The sequence below is a fragment of the Stenotrophomonas ginsengisoli genome, from assembly GCF_001431485.1.
Classification (GTDB): Bacteria; Pseudomonadota; Gammaproteobacteria; order Xanthomonadales; family Xanthomonadaceae; genus Stenotrophomonas; species Stenotrophomonas ginsengisoli.
Window position 1 is genome coordinate 1 of sequence record NZ_LDJM01000020.1, and the last position, 19,098, is coordinate 19,098.

Sequence of the window (19,098 nt, forward strand, 5' to 3'; positions counted from 1 at the left end):
CTAGTGTGCAGGTGGCCCAGTCTAACTCAAAATTCGGCACGAATTTTGACAGTGCTTACCTATCCCCCGAGGTGAAGCGCCATGTCCGATCAAACGTCCCACCAAGCAGCACATCCTCTGCACGAGAGCATTGAGACCACTGCCAACCCCAACACCTCAAGGGGAATTGGGTTACGCCATAGAAGCATCGCGTCAATCAAACAAGACGTCCTGGATGAAGCCAAGATGCTTGACGAGTCCTACAACTCAAAGCGCGCAGAAATGAGCGACAAGGGCTTTTGCAACCTCAACTTCAGGCTACGCACCAGAAACGAAAATAACATTCAAATTGAATGGTACCTTTCGCATTTCAAAAATGGCATGAGAACTGGCACAACAAGCATCAAGAAAAGCAGAGGCAGCCACTCATACGACCTACGACTCTTGAAAAGCTCGAGTCCTGAGTGGATGCATTCACTAGTCGAAGATACCGAAATCCAGGCTCGAAAAGTAAGAAAAAAAATCGAAACCATAGCAAAGATTTACGCACTACTCCCCTCACTCACCAGTGAGCAAAAAGAAAATAACGAAGCACCGGAAATCCCCCAAACTGGAGACTCATCTTTCGAAGAGTTCATGAAAAATGTCTTTTAACTCACACACACCTAGACACAGCACTAATTAAATCCGAAGAAATAACCATGAAGCCACTGGGCAGGCAGATTTTAGCGATTCAATACAACCTACATGTAGCCCTTGAAGCAGCATCCAACCTCACTAAAACCAGCATACTCATACGAGCGCTAAATTGAAATAAATCGACCTCTTTACCGACCCCCATCCAATTTCAAATCCTGCTCGGATTTAAGCAATCTGTATATCAACATGGTGAACAATTTGCTCTTGGTCTCGTTGTCCAAGACCTCAAGGGACATTTTCTCGTTGTCGGCCATCGCATCGAGCACGGTATCGATCACACGCTTTGGCAGCAGCCCGTGCATGACCTGCTCTTCGGAGTGTGCGTTGACCTGGGCCATGACGTCCTCCTGCCGGCTGATGCGCTGAGCGATGCCCTTGGCAAAGTGCAGCTGGTCGTCGTCCGTGGTTTCCGCGCCGAACAACTCGTTCAACACGGCAATGATTTCCGACAGCCGCTTCTTCTCCGGGTCATGCGGCTTGCCCTTGCCCACATCCGTACCGGGCTTGAGGCCGAACTCGCCCTCGCCTTCGCTCAGCCGCAGCTGCTGTTCCTTGCGCTTGGTCAGGCGGTAATGGGTGAGCTGCAGCTCGCCCACGTCGATGTCATCGCGGTCCAGCCGGTCCACACGCAGCAGAGGGTGCAGGTGCTTGGCGTAGACGCAGAGCATTTCAAGCTCGCGGTCCTCGTAGGGGACGATCTGGGAAAGGAACTCGTACAGGCGCACGAAGCTCTGCAGGTTCTTCTTGAACAGGTCGAGCTGGTCGATCTGCTCGCCGGCTTGCTTCAGTGCGTGCTCGGCCTGCTTGACGCCGGCGCTGTCGCCATTGGCTTCTGCCGTGCGCTTGAAGCCCAGCGCCTGGGCGCGCGCCTCCACGCCGAACTGGTAACGCTTGGCAAAGCGTTCCCTGGCCGGTGCGCAGTGATAGCTGAGCTTGCTGGCCGGCGCCTTGGGGTCAAAGAAGGCACGGGCAAACGCCCTCACCTCCTCCCAGTGGTAAATGCCTTCGGCATCGAGGGTCTTCTGGATGTCGTAGACAATCTGCGGGTCGGAAACGTCTTCCAGCGTGGCCTTGGAGTAGTACGGCAGGAAGGCATCGAGGATGTCCTGGCCGTCATTGAAGAAGTCCAGGATGAAGGTGGTCTTGCTCTGCCCGAAGGTGCGGTTCAGGCGCGACAGCGTCTGCACACAGTCCACCCCCTGCAGCTTCTTGTCCACGTACATGGCGCACAGCTTGGGCTGGTCGAAGCCGGTCTGGTACTTGTTGGCGGCGATCATCACGTTGAAGTCATCGGTATCGAAGGCTTCGGCCAGGTCGCGGCCATTGAGGCCGTCGTTGAGCAGCCGGCTGCTCTCGGTCACTTCCTCGGCAATCACCCCATCGGGCAGCACGCTGCCGGAGAAGGCCACCAGCGGGTGCACATCGGTGTAGCCCTTTTCCTTGACGTAGGCCTTCATCGCCAGCTGGTAGCGCACCGCCTCCTGGCGGCTGCTGGTCACTACCATCGCCTTGGCCTGCCCGCCCAGCAGGTGGCGGATGTTGGCGCGGAAATGCTCCACGATCACCTCCACCTTCTGGCTGATGTTGTGCGGGTGCAGGCGCACCCAGCGGGCCAGCTTGATGCGCGCCTTCTTTGAATCCACTTCCTCGTCGTGGCCGTCGGGGTGGGCAATCTTCCAGGCCGTGCTGTAGGTGGTGTAGTTGCGCAGCACATCCAGGATGAAACCTTCCTCGATGGCCTGGCGCATGGAATACAGGTGGAAGGGCTCGGGCTTGTTGTCCTTGCTCACCGGCAGGCTGGGGTCGGCCGGGCGGCCGAACAGCTCCAGCGTCTTGGCCTTGGGCGTGGCGGTGAAGGCGTAGTAGCTGATCTGCTCGTTGGGCTGGCGCGCCTGCACGGCTCCATCCAGCAGGTCCTCGGCACTGAGCTCGCCCTCCTCGTCTGCGCTCACACCCGCGCCAGAGAGGATCTGCTTGAGCTTGCTGGCGCTGGAGCCGGTCTGCGAGGAGTGCGCCTCGTCGGCAATCACCGCATAGCGGCCGCTGGCCAGCTGCGGGTACTTGTCCAGCGCCTCGAACAGCGCCGGGAAGGACTGGATGGTGACGATGATGATGCGCGTCTGCGCCAGCAGGGCCTCGGCCAGCTGCGCGGACTTGCTCTGGTTGCCGATATCGCGGGTGATCGGCCGCACCACGCCCTGGGCGTGCTCGAACTGGTAGATGGTGTTCTGCAGCTGGCTGTCGAGCACGGTGCGGTCGGTCACCACGATCACCGAGCTGAAAAGCCGCTGCCCCTCAGCGTCGTACAACGACGCCAGCTGGTGCGCCGTCCAGGCGATGGAGTTGGACTTGCCGGAACCTGCGCTGTGCTGGATCAGGTAGCGCTTGCCCGGCCCTTCGGCGCGGGTGGTATCGATAAGCCGGTTGACCACATCCCACTGGTGGTAACGCGGAAAGATCAGGGTTTCCTTGGTAATCCGCTTGTCGTCATAATCCTCGCTGACCTTCTTGTCCAGGTGCAGGAAACGGCCCAGCACCTTGAGCCAGGCATCGGGCTGGAACACCTGCTGCCACAGGTAGCTGGTGGCGTAGTGGCTGTCATCGGCCGGCGGCGGGTTGCCGGCCCCGCCTTCCAGGCTGCCCCTGTTGAAGGGCAGGAAGAAAGTGTCCTTGCCGGCCAGTTTGGTGGTCATGGCCACTTCGCTCTGGCCCACGGCAAAGTGCACCAGCGCGCCGCGCTTGAAGGTGAGCAGCGGCTCGGGCTTGCGGGTGAGCGGGTCCTTGAGCGGGCGGTCATGGCAATACTGGCGCTTGGCGTTTTCTACCGACTGCTTGAATTCGCTTTTCAGCTCCAGCGTGGCCACGGGAATGCCGTTGACGAACAGCACCAGGTCCAGGCGCGGGTTGTATTCACCTTCGCGGGCGTGCGGCGAATAGGACACCTCCGGCACCACGCGCAGGCGGTTGCAGGCATAGCGCTGCAGGGTTTCCGGGTTCATGCCGTGGTCGGGCCGGAAGCTGCAGGCCTCGATCTTCACTGCCGGCAGTTTGAAGCCGTGGCGCAGCACTTCCAGCGGGCCGTGCTTGTCCAGCTCGGCCACCAGCTTGCCCAGCAGCACTTCGTCAGGCTTGACCGGGTTGGCCTTGGCAAACTTCTCCCAGCGCTGTGGCCAGGCCGCCTTGAAGTAGGCCAGGAAATCCTCGCTGTACAGCGCCCGGGCGCGGTCGTAACCGCTGGCAGGGCCGGTCAACCAGCCCTGCGCCGTCATGGCGGTGATGATGTCCTGCTGGAACTGCGCTTCCCTGCTCTCTGCCATTGCTCAACCCACCCCAAGGTATGGGGCAATAGTGTCAGATTTGCCGGATTTTTTCGGCAATCACGGCCACTTCCCCTATCAATCCCGTCTCAGCCGACGCCCCGCGTGGAAGCGGTACCGGTGTCAGCCGGCGGCTGCCAGCCACGCACATCGATCTTCCCGGTGACGGCGGCGGAGATCAGGGCAGAGCGGCGCTCTTGAAGAAGAGAAATGCCAGAAAATGCCTCTTTGCTTAATACTGCCTCTTTTTCTTTAAATGCACTCACATAGCCAGCAATTTCCAACTGTTCTATAAGAGGCGGCACAGGAATCTTAATTGATGCCATAACGTTGTTCATTAACTTAGGGTTAATGTCATGACGAATAAAAGCTGCAGTAGATATACCTACCGCATCCACAAAATATCTCAGGTCATATTTTTTGCTTTTTGGCAGCAGTGTCCCGCAAACATTTGTGCAGTTAAATCTACCGGATCGACGAAAAACGGTTCCGGCATTCGCCCCGTCTGTCGTCCACGTCAAATAATCGCCTTCAAAATCGTATGTATCAATGCAGCCCATAACCCCATCGCGCTCTGTCTGCGAAGAGTAAACCGGATAGTCACCACCATTCTCAGCAATTTCGTCGTGACTAATAACTCTTCCTCGCCCCATTTGAAATAGCATCCAAACAGGAAGGACATCCCAATGCGCCGGCACTTCGCCCAGCCACTCCACGCCGGAGTCTTTCATCGTCACCGTCGGGTCGAGGCCTTTGGTGACGGCGTGGGAGATCACGGCCTGGCGCTTTTCCTTGAGCAGCTCGATCAGCCGCTGCTGCTCGGCGATCAGCGCATCGATACGGGCGGTTTCGTGGTCAAGGAAGCGAGCAATCTGCCATTGCTCTGAAATCGACGGAACAGGGATAGCAAAGCGCCCAAGCTCCTCACCAGAAATCTCAAGGAAGGTTGTACCTTTTCCACGATTATTCAACTCAACCTTTGCAACTCCGAGGACATATGCATAATACTTCGAGCATATATCACCAACCGGCACAAGCCCTTTGCAACCCTGATTCGTGCAAACCTCAACAGCCGCGATTGCAAGCGAGCCAATCGGAGCTCTTGTAGAAAGAACCAATGATCCAGATGGGAGCAAACTTGCCCCGCAAGATGCCAACCCTGAAGCAGTGATAGTCCTTTTTGATGCAGATATTGAAAGTGATTCCAAGCCACTCAAATCTGCAGGAGTTAACCAGACGATGTCACCATCCCAATGATTTTCATCAGGCGATGGAGTAGATCCTCCTTCAATCCTGAAAGATCTCTTTAACGGGATGATCTGCCAGTCAATTGGCACGTCACCAACCCAGGCTTCAAAGGAGCCCTTGTACGCCGGATACCTCGGAAAACTCATGCCGACAGCCCCTCGATCATCTGCTTGATGCGGTCGGTGCAGGCCTTCAGGTCGCGGTCAATCTCCTCCAGCAGGCGCGGCGGCTGGAACACGTAGAAGTGGCGGTTGAAGGGGATCTCGTAGCCGACGATGCCCACCTGCCCGTCCAGCGGGTCAAGCTTGTCCTCGTCAATCCAGGCATCGGGCACATGCGGCTTCACTTCGCGCTCGAAATAATCGTGGATGGATTCCCCCAGCGGCACGTTCTCGTTGTCGCGCAGTTCGGCATCGGCCTCCGGCTCGCCTTTGACCAGGCAGATATCGGCCTGCGGGTCGCGCTCGCTCAGCGCAGCCAGCACGGCCTTGTTCTCCGGCGCACTCAGTGGCACCCCGTTGGCGGCCAGGGTCTTCTTGAGCAGCCTGGCGAACTGCTCGCGGTTGGTGTGCAGCGTGCCGTCGTCCAGCGTTTGCAGGGCGGCGATCAAGGCCTCGCGGGCGTCGCTGTCCATCTTCTGGATGGCCTTTTCGGCCAGCACCCGCTCGATGCGCCCGGCACTGGCCTGGAAGTTCAGGCGCAGCGGCCGCTCCACGGTGATGCGGCGGTAGCCAAAGGCCTTGTAGTGGAAGATCTTGCTCTTGTCGGTGGCCTGGAAATCGCCATACAGGCGCACCAGCTCGGCAATCTGCTCTTCGGTGATGTACTGGCGCTTGCTGCCCAGCGACTTGCGCATCTTGGCACAGTGCCCGCTGCCATCAATCAGCTGCACCTTGTCCACGCGGTTGGCCGGTTTGTTGTTGTTGAGCACCCAGACATAGGTGGCAATGCCGGTGTTGTAGAACATGTCCGTGGGCAGGGCGATGATGGCTTCCACCAGATCCTGCTCCAGCAGGTAACGGCGGATTTCCGATTCGCCCGAGCCCGCACCACCGGTGAACAGCGGCGAGCCGTTGAGGATGATGCCGATGCGCGAGCCGCCCTCGCGGGCATCACGCATCTTGCTGACCAGGTGCAGCAGGAACAGCAGCGAGCCATCGGAAACACGCGGCAGGCCCGGGCCGAAGCGGCCATCAAAGCCCTTTTCGTTGTGTTCCTTGGTGATCTGCGCCTGCACCTTCTTCCACTCCACGCCAAACGGCGGGTTGCTGAGCATGAAGTCGAAGCGGTTGGCGGCCAGCTGGTCATCGGAGAGCGTATTGCCCAGCTTGATGTTCTCCACCTCCTTGCCCTTGATCAGCATGTCCGCCTTGCAGATGGCATAGGACTCGGGGTTGAGCTCCTGTCCGTGCAGGGAGACGGAGACCTTTTCGCTGATGGAGGCGATGTATTCCTCGCCCTCGGACAGGAAGCCACCCGTACCCGCCGTCGGGTCATAGATGGTGACGATGCTGTTGGGCTTGAGCTTGTCGTCCTGGCCGGTCATCACCAGCGAGGTGGTCAGGTGGACGATGTCGCGCGGGGTGAAGTGCTCACCGGCCGTCTCATTGGAGCTTTCGGCGAACTTGCGGATCAGCTCCTCGAAGATGATGCCCATGCCGCGGTTGCTGATGTCATCCGGGCTCAGGCGTGCCACGGCAAAGCGCTGCACCACCTGGTAGAGCAGGTTGGCGTTGTCCAGCTGCTGGACAAAGTTCTCGAACTCAAAGTGCTCGAAGATCTCGCGTGCGTCCTTGCTGAAGGCCTGCACGTAGCTCATCAGGTCGGCGGCGGTCTGGGTGTCGGACAGGGTTTCCAGCGTCAGCCGCGAGGCATTGAAGAACTGCTGGCCCGCAGCACGCAGCAGCAGCCTCTCGCGCACGGCATCGGGCTTGTTCTGATGCTCGCGCGCCTGGGCCAGCACGGCATCCTTGGTCGGTGCCAGCACGCATTCCATGCGGCGCAGCAGGGTGAACGGCAGGATGATGCGCCCGTATTGCGACTGCTTGAAGTCACCGCGCAACAGGTCCGCAATCGACCACAGAAAGGCAGCCGTCTGGGAGTGGTTTTCCGTATTCACGCGGGCAGTTCCTGATTGTTGCAAAACAGCAACTGTAACCGGATTGGTGATTGCCCGGCAGCCGCCAGTGTTGCTGAAGCCGCAGGCCCGGCAGTCCGGCAGCACGACAGCGCCGGCCCCCTTCAGCGCACCTGGCCTGCGTCACGTGGCCACTGGCAACCCCTAAAAGACCGTCATGGCCAGCCTTGCGCCAGGCTCCTGCTATGCACGCGCCCGGGAGGCCACCCGGCGCCCGATCAAAAAGGATAAAAAAGATATCTATGATGTCTTGACATAGGAAAGAACCAACGGCAGACTGAGCCCACACGAGATAAGGTAGATATCCCTAATGACTACAGAAACCGAAGCCACCCAATCCGCAGCCATCGACCTCCTGCTGGCATTTGCCGAGGTCAGCATCTACTTCACCGACGACATCAAGGCAGCCAGCGCGATTGTCGGCAACGTCGATCCTGACACGTATCGCATGTACGCAGGTCAGCCTGCCCCGAACCCGCTCCGCACGGCAGCCAGCCAGTCGCGCTTTGTCGGTCTGACGCGCCGCATGGCCCACTACGTCAATGAAGGTGTCTGGGCGGACAGTCACATGGACTTGCTGGATGCCCTGACCGACTTCCGGATTGGTATCGAACTGCTCAATGGCAAGGATGGCCCCTGCCTGATCGACTGCAATGAGACTTCCCTGATCTCGGAAAACTCGTCATCGATCTTGCGTCAGCTGCACACGGCTGCTACGACCCGCTCGGCTATCGACCAGGGGGAAAGCATCACCGTTCCCATGCTCGCCGCACTGGCGGGTGTTTCGGAAAAGACGGTACGCATGGCGGCCAACCCCAACAACGAGCGCCCCTTGATCACCACCAAGGATGGCGCTGCAACCCTCATCAAAGCAGATGCCGCACTGGAATGGCTCAACCGCCGTCCTGATTTCAAGCCCAGCCGCTACTTCACCTCCGAAGGCAGCCGCCCGCAGCTGACAAGCTTCTGGGCACTGGCCGCTCACTTGCTGGCGGTACGCGAAGAACGTGGCCTGAGTATCGAAGAGCTGGTCAAGTCACTGACCTGGTCCACCGACACCCGGGATGCCTACACACAGCTGGAAAGAAGCCAGCCGCCGAGGGACCTGGCTGCCTTCCAGCCGCGCCACCTGGAACAGCTCATGCGACACCTGGACATTGTCGAACCCGTTGAACTTGCCCGCACCACCTATCCGCTCATTGCCACTGCATACGGCGAAGCCCTCGCCAAGGAGCAACTGACATGAACCTGACCAACCATGCGCGCAAGCGTATGCAGCAACGTGCCATCCCCGCCGACTTCGTTGAATTGCTGGGCTGCTTCGGCATCGAGATCAGCTCACGCCATGGCGTGGACAAGCTGGCCCTGCCCAGCCGTGAAGCCAAACAACTACATCGGCGCATCAAGGCCCTCGCCAATCGTTTTGACCAGCTGATGGATGGCTATGTCGTGCTAACTGAAGACAACACCGTTGTCACAACTACCCACGGCGAACGCCGCCGTGCCCGCAGCACTCGTAATGCCCCGACCAATCACTGAGAAAATCTAATGAAGAACTTTTTGAAGCAGTTCCGCTCCACCCTCCTCGCCTCCTCCCCCACCAACGGCTTGTCGCCGGATCTGCTGATCTCCCGCTCCGGGCAGCTGGCCACCTACTACGCGCCATTCGAACACGTGAATACCGCAGCGCGTGTGGTGCTGGTCGGCATCACCCCCGGCCAGTTCCAGGCACAGAAGGCGATCGAACAGCTGCGCGCTGGCCTGGTCGCCGGCCTCAGCGATGACGAGGCGTTGCGCCAGGCCAAAAAGGTCGCCAGTTTCTCGGGGCCGATGCGCACTGCCCTGGTCGAAATGCTCGACTACGTTGGCCTTCACTCGCCACTGGGCCTGGGTAGCTGCGCCGAGCTGTTCACCAATGCCAGCCATCTGGTGCATTACACCTCCGCACTGCGCAATCCGGTGCTGAGCGGTGACCAGAACTACACCGGCAACCCGGCGATCCTGCGCACGCCCTACCTGCGCTCCATGGCAGAAGAGTGGCTGGCCGATGAAGCCCGCCAGCTGCCCGATGCATTATGGATTCCGCTGGGCAAGGAACCGACCGCCGTGCTGCGTGACTTCGCTGAGCGCGGGCTGATCAAGAAGGACTGCCTGCTTGACGGCCTGCCGCATCCGTCCGGCGCCAATGCCGAGCGCATTGCTTATTTCCTGGGCCGCAAACAGCGCGAGAACCTTTCGGCCAAGACCAGGGCCGAGACCCTTGATGCCGCACGCGATGAGCTGGTACGCAAGGTGAAGCGCTCCAGCGCTCGCTGAGGTGGGCCTCAACAGGGTTCACCACTGATGTCCGGTGCGGCCTGCCTGGTTGATGGCTATGGTCGGCCTGCAAGGCTGGGCACGTCCGAAACGGTGTGGCCAGCCGGTATTGATGCCGCCGAGAGTGCGCAACATGCTGCAGCGTGGCTTCAGTGCACTGGAGCTTAAAGGCAAGCGGCTGATCGGCATCACCGTGCTCAAGAGCCAGCAGACAAGCTGCATTTGTGCATCATGCTGGATATGTTTGACCGGCGCGTTGTGGGCTGGTCGATACATCATCAGCAGACCGGTTCTACCCCGTAGTCACCAATAGCAGCTAGTGGCTCGATGCGCTAGGTACGCAAGCTATGGGACCTTGCCCCTCCATATGCGCCTAGCATCCCGATCGCCCGGCGTTGTAGAAGCCACTGACATCAATGAAGAGAAAAGCGTTACGAATCAGGGGTGTGCAATTTTGCGCAATTTTGCGCAAAGCACTTCACTCTGGCCTACCTACATGACTGCCGGTAAAGAGGTACTTTTTTGACGCGGTCATAAGAATAGGCCTCCCTCATTCCCAGGTCATATTGTTGTCATCAGGAAATGAGGCTATATGAATAGAGTAGGGCCTAGGCACCCCGGGGCGATTCAGCCAGCTTGCCGGTCAAACCCGATTCAAATCGACCTGGATGCCCGGGTGATAGGACTGCAAGTCGTCAAACCGGGAGCAGCAGGACCTTGATGTGTTCGGCTGATTGTTCGGGGATTGCAGCCTGAGCGGCAAATTCGTCCCAGCACGCAATGGCTGCATTGACCTGCACCAGTGCATTGATTGCACCGGGGATGGAGAACCGATCGGCAATGGTGAGCAGGTCTTCCCGGGTGATGTCGCTGGTTTTGCCGTTCACCGACATCAGGTGCTCGCCATGCCACACATGGCCTGGTGTGCAGGCAAAGGTCACGTCGTAGGCCGGCGAAAGGCTCCAGGACCCACCCTCGGGCAAGATGAAACTGAAATTCTTGGTGTGATCGTCGTTGTTCCTGGCGGCCACGTTGAACGCCATGCGCCGGAATGCCTCGGTGAAGACGGCATCTGGCAGGCCCAGACCCTTGATGGTCAGGAACAGCTGCTCGTAAGCATTGGTCTGCCGCAGATTGAAGTCGTAGTGCCCAATGCCACACAGGGTCTGCATGTGGACCTTGGCATTGCCGCAGCGATCAAACCGCTTGGTCATGAAGTGGGCGCGTCCGTTTTCCTCCAGCAGCCGGCAGGGCTGCATGTTGATGCCGGCTGCGGTTGCCATCAGGTGGTAGGCGAACTCAGTCCGTCCTACGTGCCGGTCCGGGCCGAGCTGCGAGCCTGCACCGACGCCGTCAAACTTCAACAGCCAGTGCTCGTACCCGTCAGGCAGATCGAACTGGCCGGACACCAGCCCTTCCGTGGCAGGGTTCCAGCCAACCACTGCCTTGGCGCGTGTACCGCCGGCGGAAGTACCTACAGAGATGATGTGGGACAACGATTCAGCTGCAGCCTGATCATCCAGAATGGATCCATCCAAGACTTTGCGGGCCTGCTCAACCATCTTGGCTATCCGCAGTGGGGCTGCGGATGTGCGACCAGCGCCGCTGCGTGCCGGCCTGAATTCCAGTGCGCCCATGCCACGCTTGCCCATGTAGACCAAGCGATCGAGAGGGGTGATCTGATCTGGGCGGATACCGCGTGCGCTCATCCATGCGTCGATCAGGGCGTTGCCGAACTTGTCAGGCAGTGCGTCAGCCAGCATCCCGGGTAAGCGCCTGTATGTCTCCGCCGACAGGCCCGGGAACAGCCACTTGTCCGGGCCTCCTGGCTGTATCGACATCGTCAATGGCGCCAGTTGGATATGGCGCTTGATCCAGGCAGGACTGTACTGAAAGACATACGCACCAGCGACAGGGTCGGCGGCGATAGCACCTACCTGCTCCCCCCAACAGCGCACTTCGATGACATCAACCCGCTTGAAGCCTGCCATTAGCTTTGATCACCTCATCTACTGGCAGACTTTCCCAGCATGGCCATGGGACTGACCGTTGGGCGCGGCACCGCGTCCAAAAGTTGTTGCTCAAGGCCCAGTGCCTTCATCACCCGGACGTAGGTGACCAGCGACGAGCCCTTTCCCGCCTCCAGATCGACCAACGCGCGGCGCGAGACCCTAGCCTTGTCAGCCAGGTCCATCTGAGTCATGGCGCCACGCCGCGCTTTGACACGGGAGCCGAGGTCGGCAAGCAGTTCGTCCGGTGATTTGATGGAAGGGTTCATGTGCGTTTTTCTGCTCAAATCGACCGTATGGCATATCTTTGCGCAGATTTCCGCGCAGGCCAATAATACCAAAATGCGCGCATTTACGCGCAAATCTACGATATGAAAGCTTTTTGTGCGGATTTCTGCGCAAATGCCCCATATCAAGATGAAGCACCTGTGCCACTACATGCAGGCGTCACATGATGCGAAGAATAGTTAGCATAAACGTACAGTTGTGCTCACTATTCTGAGCATGAAGAGTCAAACCAAGATCACCCCAAGCCGACTACGCCGCCCGATCGCCGAATTGGGCCAGCGGATCGCACGCGCCCGAACCGCCAGGAGGATCAGCCAAGAGCTGATGGCGGAACGCTGCGGCGTGAGTCGAGCTACCATTTCCAAGCTCGAGAGCGGCGATGCATCGGTGAGCGCGGATACCCTGTTCCGCGCCCTGATGGCCCTGGGCAAGGATGACGACATCGACAAGCTGCTTGCCGAGGATCAGGTGGGCTACGAGCTGGCTGTCGCTCGCATGCCACGCCCCTCCGCCAAGGCGAGCAGGCGGTCGAACCTGATTAAAGCAGTGGAAGGCGATAACGGGGCTGCGTCCACTGTGGATGCCAAGGCTACGCAATCAGGGGTGAAGCCGCGCCCGAAGCCTGTCCTGAAGCGGAGCGGCATTGATGTACCGCCGTCCACGCCGGCGACGGTGAAGATGAAACCCGGCGTGGTGAATGTAACCCGTAGCCGGCCCACCCCAAGGATCAAGAAGTGAGCCCTCCTGCCTGCCCTGCTGACTCGGTTGATTTGCAGACACTCGTGACGGCCGAAGTCTGGTTTGATGGCACTGACAGTGGTGAGCCGGTTTTGGCTGGCCAACTCACTCGCCGTCCATCAAGGTCCGGGGATCAGCTCTATTTCGAGTACAGCCCAATCTGGTTGGGGGCAGATGGTGCCTTCGCTTTCGATGAGACGCTGCCCTTGGTTGGCGGGCCGCATCTGATGTCCTCTGCTGATGGTGCTCACGCATTGGCGCCAGCTTTCTCGGACTACAGCCCTGACAGGTGGGGCACGGTACTGATGGATCGCCTGCAAACCTCCCAGGCCCGCGCAACGGGCAGACCTGTGCGCAATCTGCGGACATGGGATTACCTGCTCGATGTCAATGACGCTGGCCGGATGGGCGCCCTTCGCATGAGGGACAAGGGCACTGGGCGATGGCTGAGCGACACTCCCCAGGCCGCACCTCCGATGGCAAGCTTGGTCCAGCTTGAGGGCGTGGCGCGAGCAGTGGATGCGGGGCGCGACCTGCGTGCCGACGAGGAGGTGTGCCTGCGCAGCTTGGTCACCTCTGGCTCCTCGTTGGGTGGTGCAAGGCCAAAAGCCGGCTTCGCAGACGAGGATGGGAATCTGTGGCTTGCGAAGTTCCCGGGGGCCAACGATTCGTATGATGTGAGCCGCTGGGAGTACATCACCTGGAAGCTGGCGTCCATGGCGGGCATCGACATACCCCAGGCTCGACTGCTACGGCTATCTGATCGCGGATCGACATTTGCGGTTCGACGCTTTGATCGTGATGAGCATGGGCGGATTCACTATGCGTCCGCCTGGACGTTGCTCAGTGCGCGGCGGGATCAGGCCTACAGCTATTCGAACATTGCCTGTGCCATCGAACAGTTTGGAGAGGGAGGCCGGATCGAGGCTGACCTGGAGCAGTTGTTCCGCCGAGTGGGCTTCAACATGCTTGTGGCTAACCGCGATGACCACCTGCGCAACCACGGCTTCTTGCGCTACGGCAACGGCTGGTCACTGTCCCCGGCCTTTGATGTGAACCCCAATCCGCACAAGAACGTTCATGTGCTGGGCGTTGCCGGCGATGACCCAGGAGCGGGAACGGCGCAGCTCGTTGCAGACTCGCGGGCCTACCGGCTCAGGCGCGACGAGGCTGAGAGAATCATCGAGGAGGTACGCGGCGCGGTTGCCGGGTGGAGGGACGTTGCTAGGCGAGCGGGCGCCCCGCAATTTGAGCTGGACATGATGGCGCCGGTGATCGACAGCAAGCGCTGAAGTGCCACCCTGACGGCCGATGTGCCACCAGCCTGAACAAGTATCACCTGATGCAATCCAGAGTGGATCAAAAGTGAAACGGAAGCCTCACTCAGCCTCTGTTTACCCTCTTGGCTTCACCTGACTGCGCAAAACCACACTTGATCTTGGACTATCGCAAGACTATGCCAAGGCCAGCATAGGGGTGAGGAAACCACCACTACTTGAACGATAGAATCCAACTTAATCCCTTCAAAATCAAAGAGTTGAGTTGGTGGGCCCACCAGGATTCGAACCTGGAACCAAAGGATTATGAGTCCTCTGCTCTAACCGTTGAGCTATAGGCCCGGCAGCGGGACAGTGTAGTGGCAGCGTGCGATTTCGTGAACACCGTTGTCACGTTTGCATGCTCCCATCCAACACCCCGGACAAAACAAAAGCCCCGCACAGCGGGGCTTTTGTTGCTTGCGCAGCGCGCAGGGTATCGATCAGTCGATATCCAGGAACGAACGCAGCTGCTCCGAACGGGTCGGGTGACGCAGCTTGCGCAGGGCCTTGGCTTCGATCTGGCGGATGCGCTCGCGGGTGACGTCGAACTGCTTGCCCACTTCCTCAAGGGTGTGGTCGGTGTTCATGTCGATGCCGAAACGCATGCGCAGCACCTTGGCTTCCCTCGGAGTCAGCCCGGCGAGCACGTCGCGGACGGTTTCCTGCAGGTTGATGTCGGTGGTGGCATCGACCGGGGACATCACGTTGGTGTCCTCGATGAAATCGCCCAGGTGGGAATCCTCGTCGTCGCCGATCGGGGTTTCCATCGAGATCGGCTCCTTGGCGATCTTCATCACCTTGCGGATCTTGTCCTCGGGCATGTCCATTTCCTTGGCCAGCTCCTCCGGCGTGGCCTCGCGGCCGTACTGCTGGAGCATCTGGCGGGAAATGCGGTTGAGCTTGTTGATCGTCTCGATCATGTGCACCGGGATACGGATGGTGCGGGCCTGGTCGGCGATCGAGCGGGTGATCGCCTGGCGGATCCACCAGGTGGCATAGGTCGAGAACTTGTAGCCGCGGCGGTATTCGAACTTGTCCACGGCCTTCATCAGACCGATGTTGCCTTCCTGGATCAGGTCCAGGAACTGCAGGCCACGGTTGGTGTACTTCTTGGCGATGGAGATGACCAGGCGCAGGTTGGCCTCGACCATTTCCTTCTTGGCCTTGCGTGCCTTGGCTTCGCCATAGGCCATGACCTTGGAGATGTCCTTCAGCTCGTCCAGGGTCAGACGGGTGTCCTTCTCCACCTGCTGGGTAGCCAGCTGCTCGGCAATGATCTGGTCCTTGACCTCACGCAGGGCCGAAGACCACTTCTGCTTGCGCTTCAGGGCGTCTTCCACCCATTCCACGTTGGTCTGGTTGCCTTCCCAGGAGCGGATGAAGTCCTTGCGCGGCATGCGCGCGGTCACGGTGGCCAGGTGCAGCACGCGGCGCTCCTGGGTCTTGATCGCGTTCATGGTCTCGCGCAGCAGGCCGACCAGCACGTCGGTCAGCGGCAGCGGCAGCTTCAGGGTGACGAAGATGGCCGAGGTTTCCTCGCGCAGCTTGCCCAGGGTGGCCGCATCGGCGCCCTTGGCCTGGGCCTTGACGAACTTGGCATGTGCAGCGGCCAGCTCTTCCATGCGTGCGGCGACTTCGGCCGGGTCCGGACCGGTCGGGCCGGCTTCTTCCTCGGCGCTGTCGTCGTCGTCACCGTCCTCGTCGCCTTCGCTGTCGTCATCGGCGGCGTCATCGGCAACCGGGGCAGCCGGGGCCGGCACTTCTTCGGACAGGTCGTTGAAGCCGACGATCACTTCGGCCAGGCGCTTGTTGCCTTCCTTGTGGGCTTCGTAGTCGGCCAGCAGGGCCTCCACGGTCAGCGGGAAGGTACCCAGGGCGGCCTGGACCTGGCCCAGGCCTTCCTCGATGCGCTTGGCGATGGCGATTTCGCCTTCGCGGGTCAGCAGCTCGACGGTACCCATTTCGCGCATGTACATGCGCACCGGGTCGGTGGTGCGGCCACCTTCGGTGTCCAGCGCGGTCAGTGCGGCAGCGGCTTCTTCAGCAGCGGTGTCGTCGACTTCGCGGTTGCCGGTGTTGCCGTCATTGAGCAACAGGGTGTCGGCATCGGGCGCCACTTCATGGACGTCGATGCCCATGCCGGTGATGAGACCGATGATGTCTTCAATCTGCTCCGGGTCGACCATGTCGTCGGGCAGGTGATCGTTGACCTCGGCATAGGTCAAGTAGCCCTGTTCCAGGCCCTTGCTGATCAGTTTCTTGATGTCGGAATGCTGGGCAGGACGTTCGTTGGCCATGTAATGCTCGCGCCACCGGCTGTGGGTAAAAAGGACCTAGCATTATACCAGCATGCCCTCCGATTGCCCGTCGGTGGTGGGAGGCAGTCAGGGGCGGAGCAGGAAGGTCACCGGGCCATCATTGACCAGGCTGACTACCATATGGGCACCAAAACGCCCGGTTTCCACCCCGGGAAGATGATTTTCACGGCAGATCGCCACAAATTCATTGAACACGCGTTCAGCCTCGTCCGGCGCTGCGGCGGTGGAAAAACCCGGCCGGGTGCCTGAACGGGTGTCGGCGGCCAGGGTGAACTGGCTGACCAGCAGCAGGCCGCCACCGGTATCGGCCAGCGAACGGTTCATGCGTCCTGCCTCGTCGGAGAACACCCGGTAGCTGAGCAGGCGCTGGGCCAGACGCCGTGCCTGGGCAGTGCCATCGCCGGGCTCGATGCCGACCAGGGCCAACAGACCCGGACCGATCGCGCCCACCACTGCATCATCGACGCTGACACTGGCTTGGGTCACACGCTGGATCAAGGCAAGCATCATCGGCTCCTGCAACAAAGCCGGCGACCATATCACGCAGCTCCAGCGGCTAAACTTGCGGTATGGATGCCAACACCAAGGCCGGCTTGATTTACCGGCTCACCGCCCTGTTCACCCGCCTGCCCTGGCCCGTGCTGCGCCGTCTTGCCGACGGTCTGGCCTGGCTGTGGACCCGCCTGGATGCCCGCGAAAGCAAGGTCACCCGGCGCAACCTGGAACTGGCCTTCCCGCACATTGATGCCGCCGGCCGTGCCGGGATGCACCAGCAGGTGATGCAGGCCACCGCCCGCCAGGCGCTGGAAACGCTGTACCTGTGGACCCATCGCCCGGAGGCCAACCTGGCCCGCTGCCTGCGCCAGCGCATCGGCCAGGAGCTGTACGACGCGGCCCATCGCAGTGGACGCGGGCTGATCGTGATTGCCCCGCACCATGGCAACTGGGAAATGCTCAACCAGTGGCTGGCCTCGCGCGGGCCGGTGGCCATCGTCTATGCACCGCCCGAGTCGGCGGTGGGCGATGCCTTCCTGCAGCGCGCGCGCGGTGGCGAGAACATCACCCAGATTCCGGCCGAAGGCCCGGCCGTGCGGCAGATGCTCAAGACCCTCAAAGCGGGTGGCACGGTGGGCATCCTGCCCGACCAGCAGCCCAAGCAGGGCGATGGGGTGTTCGTGCCGTTCTTCGGCATCGATGCGCTGACCATGACCCTGGTCAACCGGCTGGCCGCACGCACCGGTGCCGACCTGCTCTACGCCTGGTGCGAGCGCAGCGGCGATGGCCTGCAGTTCGACCTGCACGTGGAACCGGCGCCGGCGCAGCTGGCCGATGCCGATCCGGTGGCGGCCACCGCACGCCTGAACGCCGACATCGAAGAGATCGTGCGCCGCAACCCCACCCAGTACCAGTGGACCTACAAGCGCTACACGCTGCGCCCGGAAGGCAGCGGCCAGGCCAACCCGTATGCCGACCTGCGCCACAGGCGCTGAACGCCCGCAGCGCAACACTGTGTCACGTGCCCGCCCCTTTGGCCGGCCACACACCGCCCCCATCAGATACAGCCATGACCTCTCCCACGCCTGCCGCCATGACTTCTCCCCTGTTCGGCGACCCTGCCGCCGTCGCCTGCGAGCGTGCGGTTGCCGAGCTGCGCGCCGGCCGCCCGGTACGCCTGCTGGCAGATGATGGCCGCCAGCTGGCCGTGCTGGCCCTGGACTGCGCCACCCCGGCCAGTTACGCCGCCTTTGCTGCGCTGGCTGCCCAGCAACACCAGCTGCTGATCACCGCCGAACGTGCCGCCGTGCTGGGCGATGGCCGTGGCCAGCACCTGCATTTGCCGCTGGCCGGCCTCGCCCACGATGCCCTGCCGGCACTGGCCTGGCTGCGCCCGGCCCACACCCCGGCAAGCGCCCTGCTGCAAGCCAGTGCGCCGCATTCGGCCCTGGATCTGGCGGCGATCGAACTGGCCTGGCTGGCCCTGCTGCTGCCGGCCCTGGTGGTGCTGCCGCTGGCCGGGCCGGAACCGGCTTGGGCCGGTTGTTATGCCCTGCCGGCGCAGCTGCTGCTCAGCGCCACGCCGCAGCCGCCGTACGAGCTGGTCGCACGCACCCCGGTACCGCTGCGCGAGGCCGGCTGGAGTGAATTTGTGGTGTTCCGCGGCGGCATTGCCCAGCGTGACCAGGTGGCCGTGGTGGTCGGCACCCCGGATCTGGGCGGTGTGGTGCCGGTACGTGTGCATTCGTCCTGTCTGACCGGCGACCTGTTCGGCTCGCTCAAGTGCGATTGCGGCGACCAGCTGCGCCACGGTCTGGCCGCATTGAAGGACAAGGGCGGCGGTGTGCTGCTGTACCTGGACCAGGAAGGACGTGGCACCGGCATCGCCGCCAAGATGCGTGCCTACGGCTACCAGCACGAAGGCCTGGACACCATCGATGCCGACGCCCAGCTCGGTTTCGGCGCCGACGGCCGCCGCTATGATGCGGCCGTGGCCATGCTGCAGGGCCTGGGCATCGCCCGCATCGAACTGCTCAGCAACAACCCGAGCAAGGCCGCCCGCCTGTCCGCCGCCGGCATCGAGGTGGTCCAGTGCAGCCCGGTGACCGGCCAGGTCACCTGCGAAAACGAGCAGTACCTGCGCACCAAGGCCGCCCGTGCCGGCCACCACCTGGACGTGGATGCCTTGATTGCAGCGGCCCAGCGCTGACGGCCGGGGCGGGCCTCTGCTAGGCT

General features: G+C 61.0%; 15 protein-coding genes, 1 tRNA gene and 1 pseudogene. 9 read left to right on the forward strand and 8 right to left on the reverse strand.

Features of this window, described 5'->3' with window-relative positions:
* The first annotated feature begins 81 nt into the window (after positions 1-81).
* The gene (gene mobI, locus ABB30_RS16205; RefSeq protein WP_152980644.1) at positions 82-633 is read left to right on the forward strand and encodes a conjugative transfer protein MobI(A/C); all 552 of its coding nucleotides are present in this window, start codon (positions 82-84) and stop codon (positions 631-633) included.
* A gap of 173 nt (positions 634-806) precedes the next feature.
* Here the strand turns inward: mobI and ABB30_RS08275 are convergent, their stop codons facing one another.
* The 3 genes from ABB30_RS08275 to ABB30_RS08285 form a co-directional block, all read right to left on the reverse strand.
* A complete protein-coding gene (locus ABB30_RS08275) occupies positions 807-3,995 on the reverse strand; it encodes a type I restriction endonuclease subunit R (RefSeq protein WP_057637835.1) in 3,189 nt (1,062 codons plus the stop codon).
* Positions 3,996-4,084: 89 nt separating this feature from the next.
* The gene (locus tag ABB30_RS15745) at positions 4,085-5,389 is read right to left on the reverse strand and encodes a restriction endonuclease subunit S (protein ID WP_083489765.1); all 1,305 of its coding nucleotides are present in this window, start codon (positions 5,387-5,389) and stop codon (positions 4,085-4,087) included.
* Positions 5,386-7,362, reverse strand: a complete 1,977-nt coding sequence (locus tag ABB30_RS08285; RefSeq protein WP_057637837.1) for a type I restriction-modification system subunit M — start codon at positions 7,360-7,362, stop codon at positions 5,386-5,388. The genes ABB30_RS15745 and ABB30_RS08285 overlap by 4 nt, the downstream gene beginning before the upstream one ends.
* A 328-nt stretch (positions 7,363-7,690) precedes the next feature.
* Here ABB30_RS08285 and ABB30_RS08290 point away from each other — a divergent pair, with 328 nt between their 5' ends.
* The 4 genes and pseudogenes from ABB30_RS08290 to ABB30_RS16780 all read left to right on the forward strand — a co-directional run.
* A complete protein-coding gene (locus ABB30_RS08290) occupies positions 7,691-8,626 on the forward strand; it encodes a helix-turn-helix domain-containing protein (protein ID WP_057637838.1) in 936 nt (311 codons plus the stop codon).
* Entirely contained in the window at positions 8,623-8,919 is a 297-nt protein-coding gene (locus ABB30_RS08295) for a DUF4258 domain-containing protein (RefSeq protein WP_057637839.1), read from the forward strand. Before ABB30_RS08290 ends, ABB30_RS08295 begins: the two co-directional genes overlap by 4 nt.
* A gap of 9 nt (positions 8,920-8,928) precedes the next feature.
* Positions 8,929-9,696 (forward strand): hypothetical protein, encoded by a 768-nt coding sequence (locus ABB30_RS08300; RefSeq protein ID WP_057637840.1) that lies wholly within the window; start codon positions 8,929-8,931, stop codon positions 9,694-9,696.
* A 37-nt stretch (positions 9,697-9,733) separates the two neighbouring features.
* Positions 9,734-9,981: pseudogene (locus ABB30_RS16780) on the forward strand (IS3 family transposase); the annotation flags it as partial.
* A 410-nt stretch (positions 9,982-10,391) separates the two neighbouring features.
* Here ABB30_RS16780 and ABB30_RS08305 read toward each other — a convergent pair.
* Both ABB30_RS08305 and ABB30_RS08310 read right to left on the reverse strand, forming a co-directional pair.
* A complete protein-coding gene (locus ABB30_RS08305; RefSeq protein ID WP_057637841.1) occupies positions 10,392-11,687 on the reverse strand; it encodes a type II toxin-antitoxin system HipA family toxin in 1,296 nt (431 codons plus the stop codon).
* 14 nt (positions 11,688-11,701) lie between these two features.
* Positions 11,702-11,974, reverse strand: a complete 273-nt coding sequence (locus ABB30_RS08310; protein WP_057637842.1) for a helix-turn-helix domain-containing protein — start codon at positions 11,972-11,974, stop codon at positions 11,702-11,704.
* A 235-nt stretch (positions 11,975-12,209) separates the two neighbouring features.
* On the opposite strand from ABB30_RS08310, the gene ABB30_RS08315 reads away from it, so the two are divergent.
* Both ABB30_RS08315 and ABB30_RS08320 read left to right on the forward strand, forming a co-directional pair.
* A complete protein-coding gene (locus tag ABB30_RS08315) occupies positions 12,210-12,731 on the forward strand; it encodes a helix-turn-helix domain-containing protein (RefSeq protein WP_152980645.1) in 522 nt (173 codons plus the stop codon).
* Positions 12,728-14,023: a type II toxin-antitoxin system HipA family toxin gene (locus tag ABB30_RS08320; protein ID WP_152980646.1), complete on the forward strand. Its 1,296-nt coding sequence runs from the start codon at positions 12,728-12,730 to the stop codon at positions 14,021-14,023. Before ABB30_RS08315 ends, ABB30_RS08320 begins: the two co-directional genes overlap by 4 nt.
* Positions 14,024-14,274: 251 nt before the next feature.
* On the opposite strand, the gene ABB30_RS08325 is transcribed toward ABB30_RS08320, so the two are convergent.
* The 3 genes from ABB30_RS08325 to dtd all read right to left on the reverse strand — a co-directional run bounded on the left by ABB30_RS08325 (position 14,275) and on the right by dtd (position 16,875).
* Positions 14,275-14,350 (reverse strand) — tRNA-Ile (locus tag ABB30_RS08325).
* 140 nt (positions 14,351-14,490) lie between these two features.
* Positions 14,491-16,347 carry an RNA polymerase sigma factor RpoD gene (rpoD, locus tag ABB30_RS08330; RefSeq protein ID WP_057637845.1) on the reverse strand — a complete coding sequence of 619 codons (1,857 nt, stop codon included), beginning with the start codon at positions 16,345-16,347 and terminating at the stop codon, positions 14,491-14,493.
* Positions 16,348-16,434: 87 nt separating this feature from the next.
* Positions 16,435-16,875, reverse strand: coding sequence for a D-aminoacyl-tRNA deacylase (gene dtd, locus ABB30_RS08335; protein WP_057637871.1), 441 nt, complete (start codon positions 16,873-16,875; stop codon positions 16,435-16,437).
* A gap of 62 nt (positions 16,876-16,937) precedes the next feature.
* On the opposite strand from dtd, the gene ABB30_RS08340 reads away from it, so the two are divergent.
* On the forward strand, positions 16,938-17,858 hold the full coding sequence (locus tag ABB30_RS08340; RefSeq protein ID WP_057637846.1) for a lauroyl acyltransferase: 921 nt from the start codon (positions 16,938-16,940) through the stop codon (positions 17,856-17,858).
* Between the two features lie 74 nt (positions 17,859-17,932).
* Complete coding sequence (gene ribA, locus ABB30_RS08345) at positions 17,933-19,072, forward strand: GTP cyclohydrolase II RibA (RefSeq protein WP_057637847.1); 1,140 nt, start codon at positions 17,933-17,935, stop codon at positions 19,070-19,072.
* Positions 19,073-19,098 lie beyond the last annotated feature (26 nt).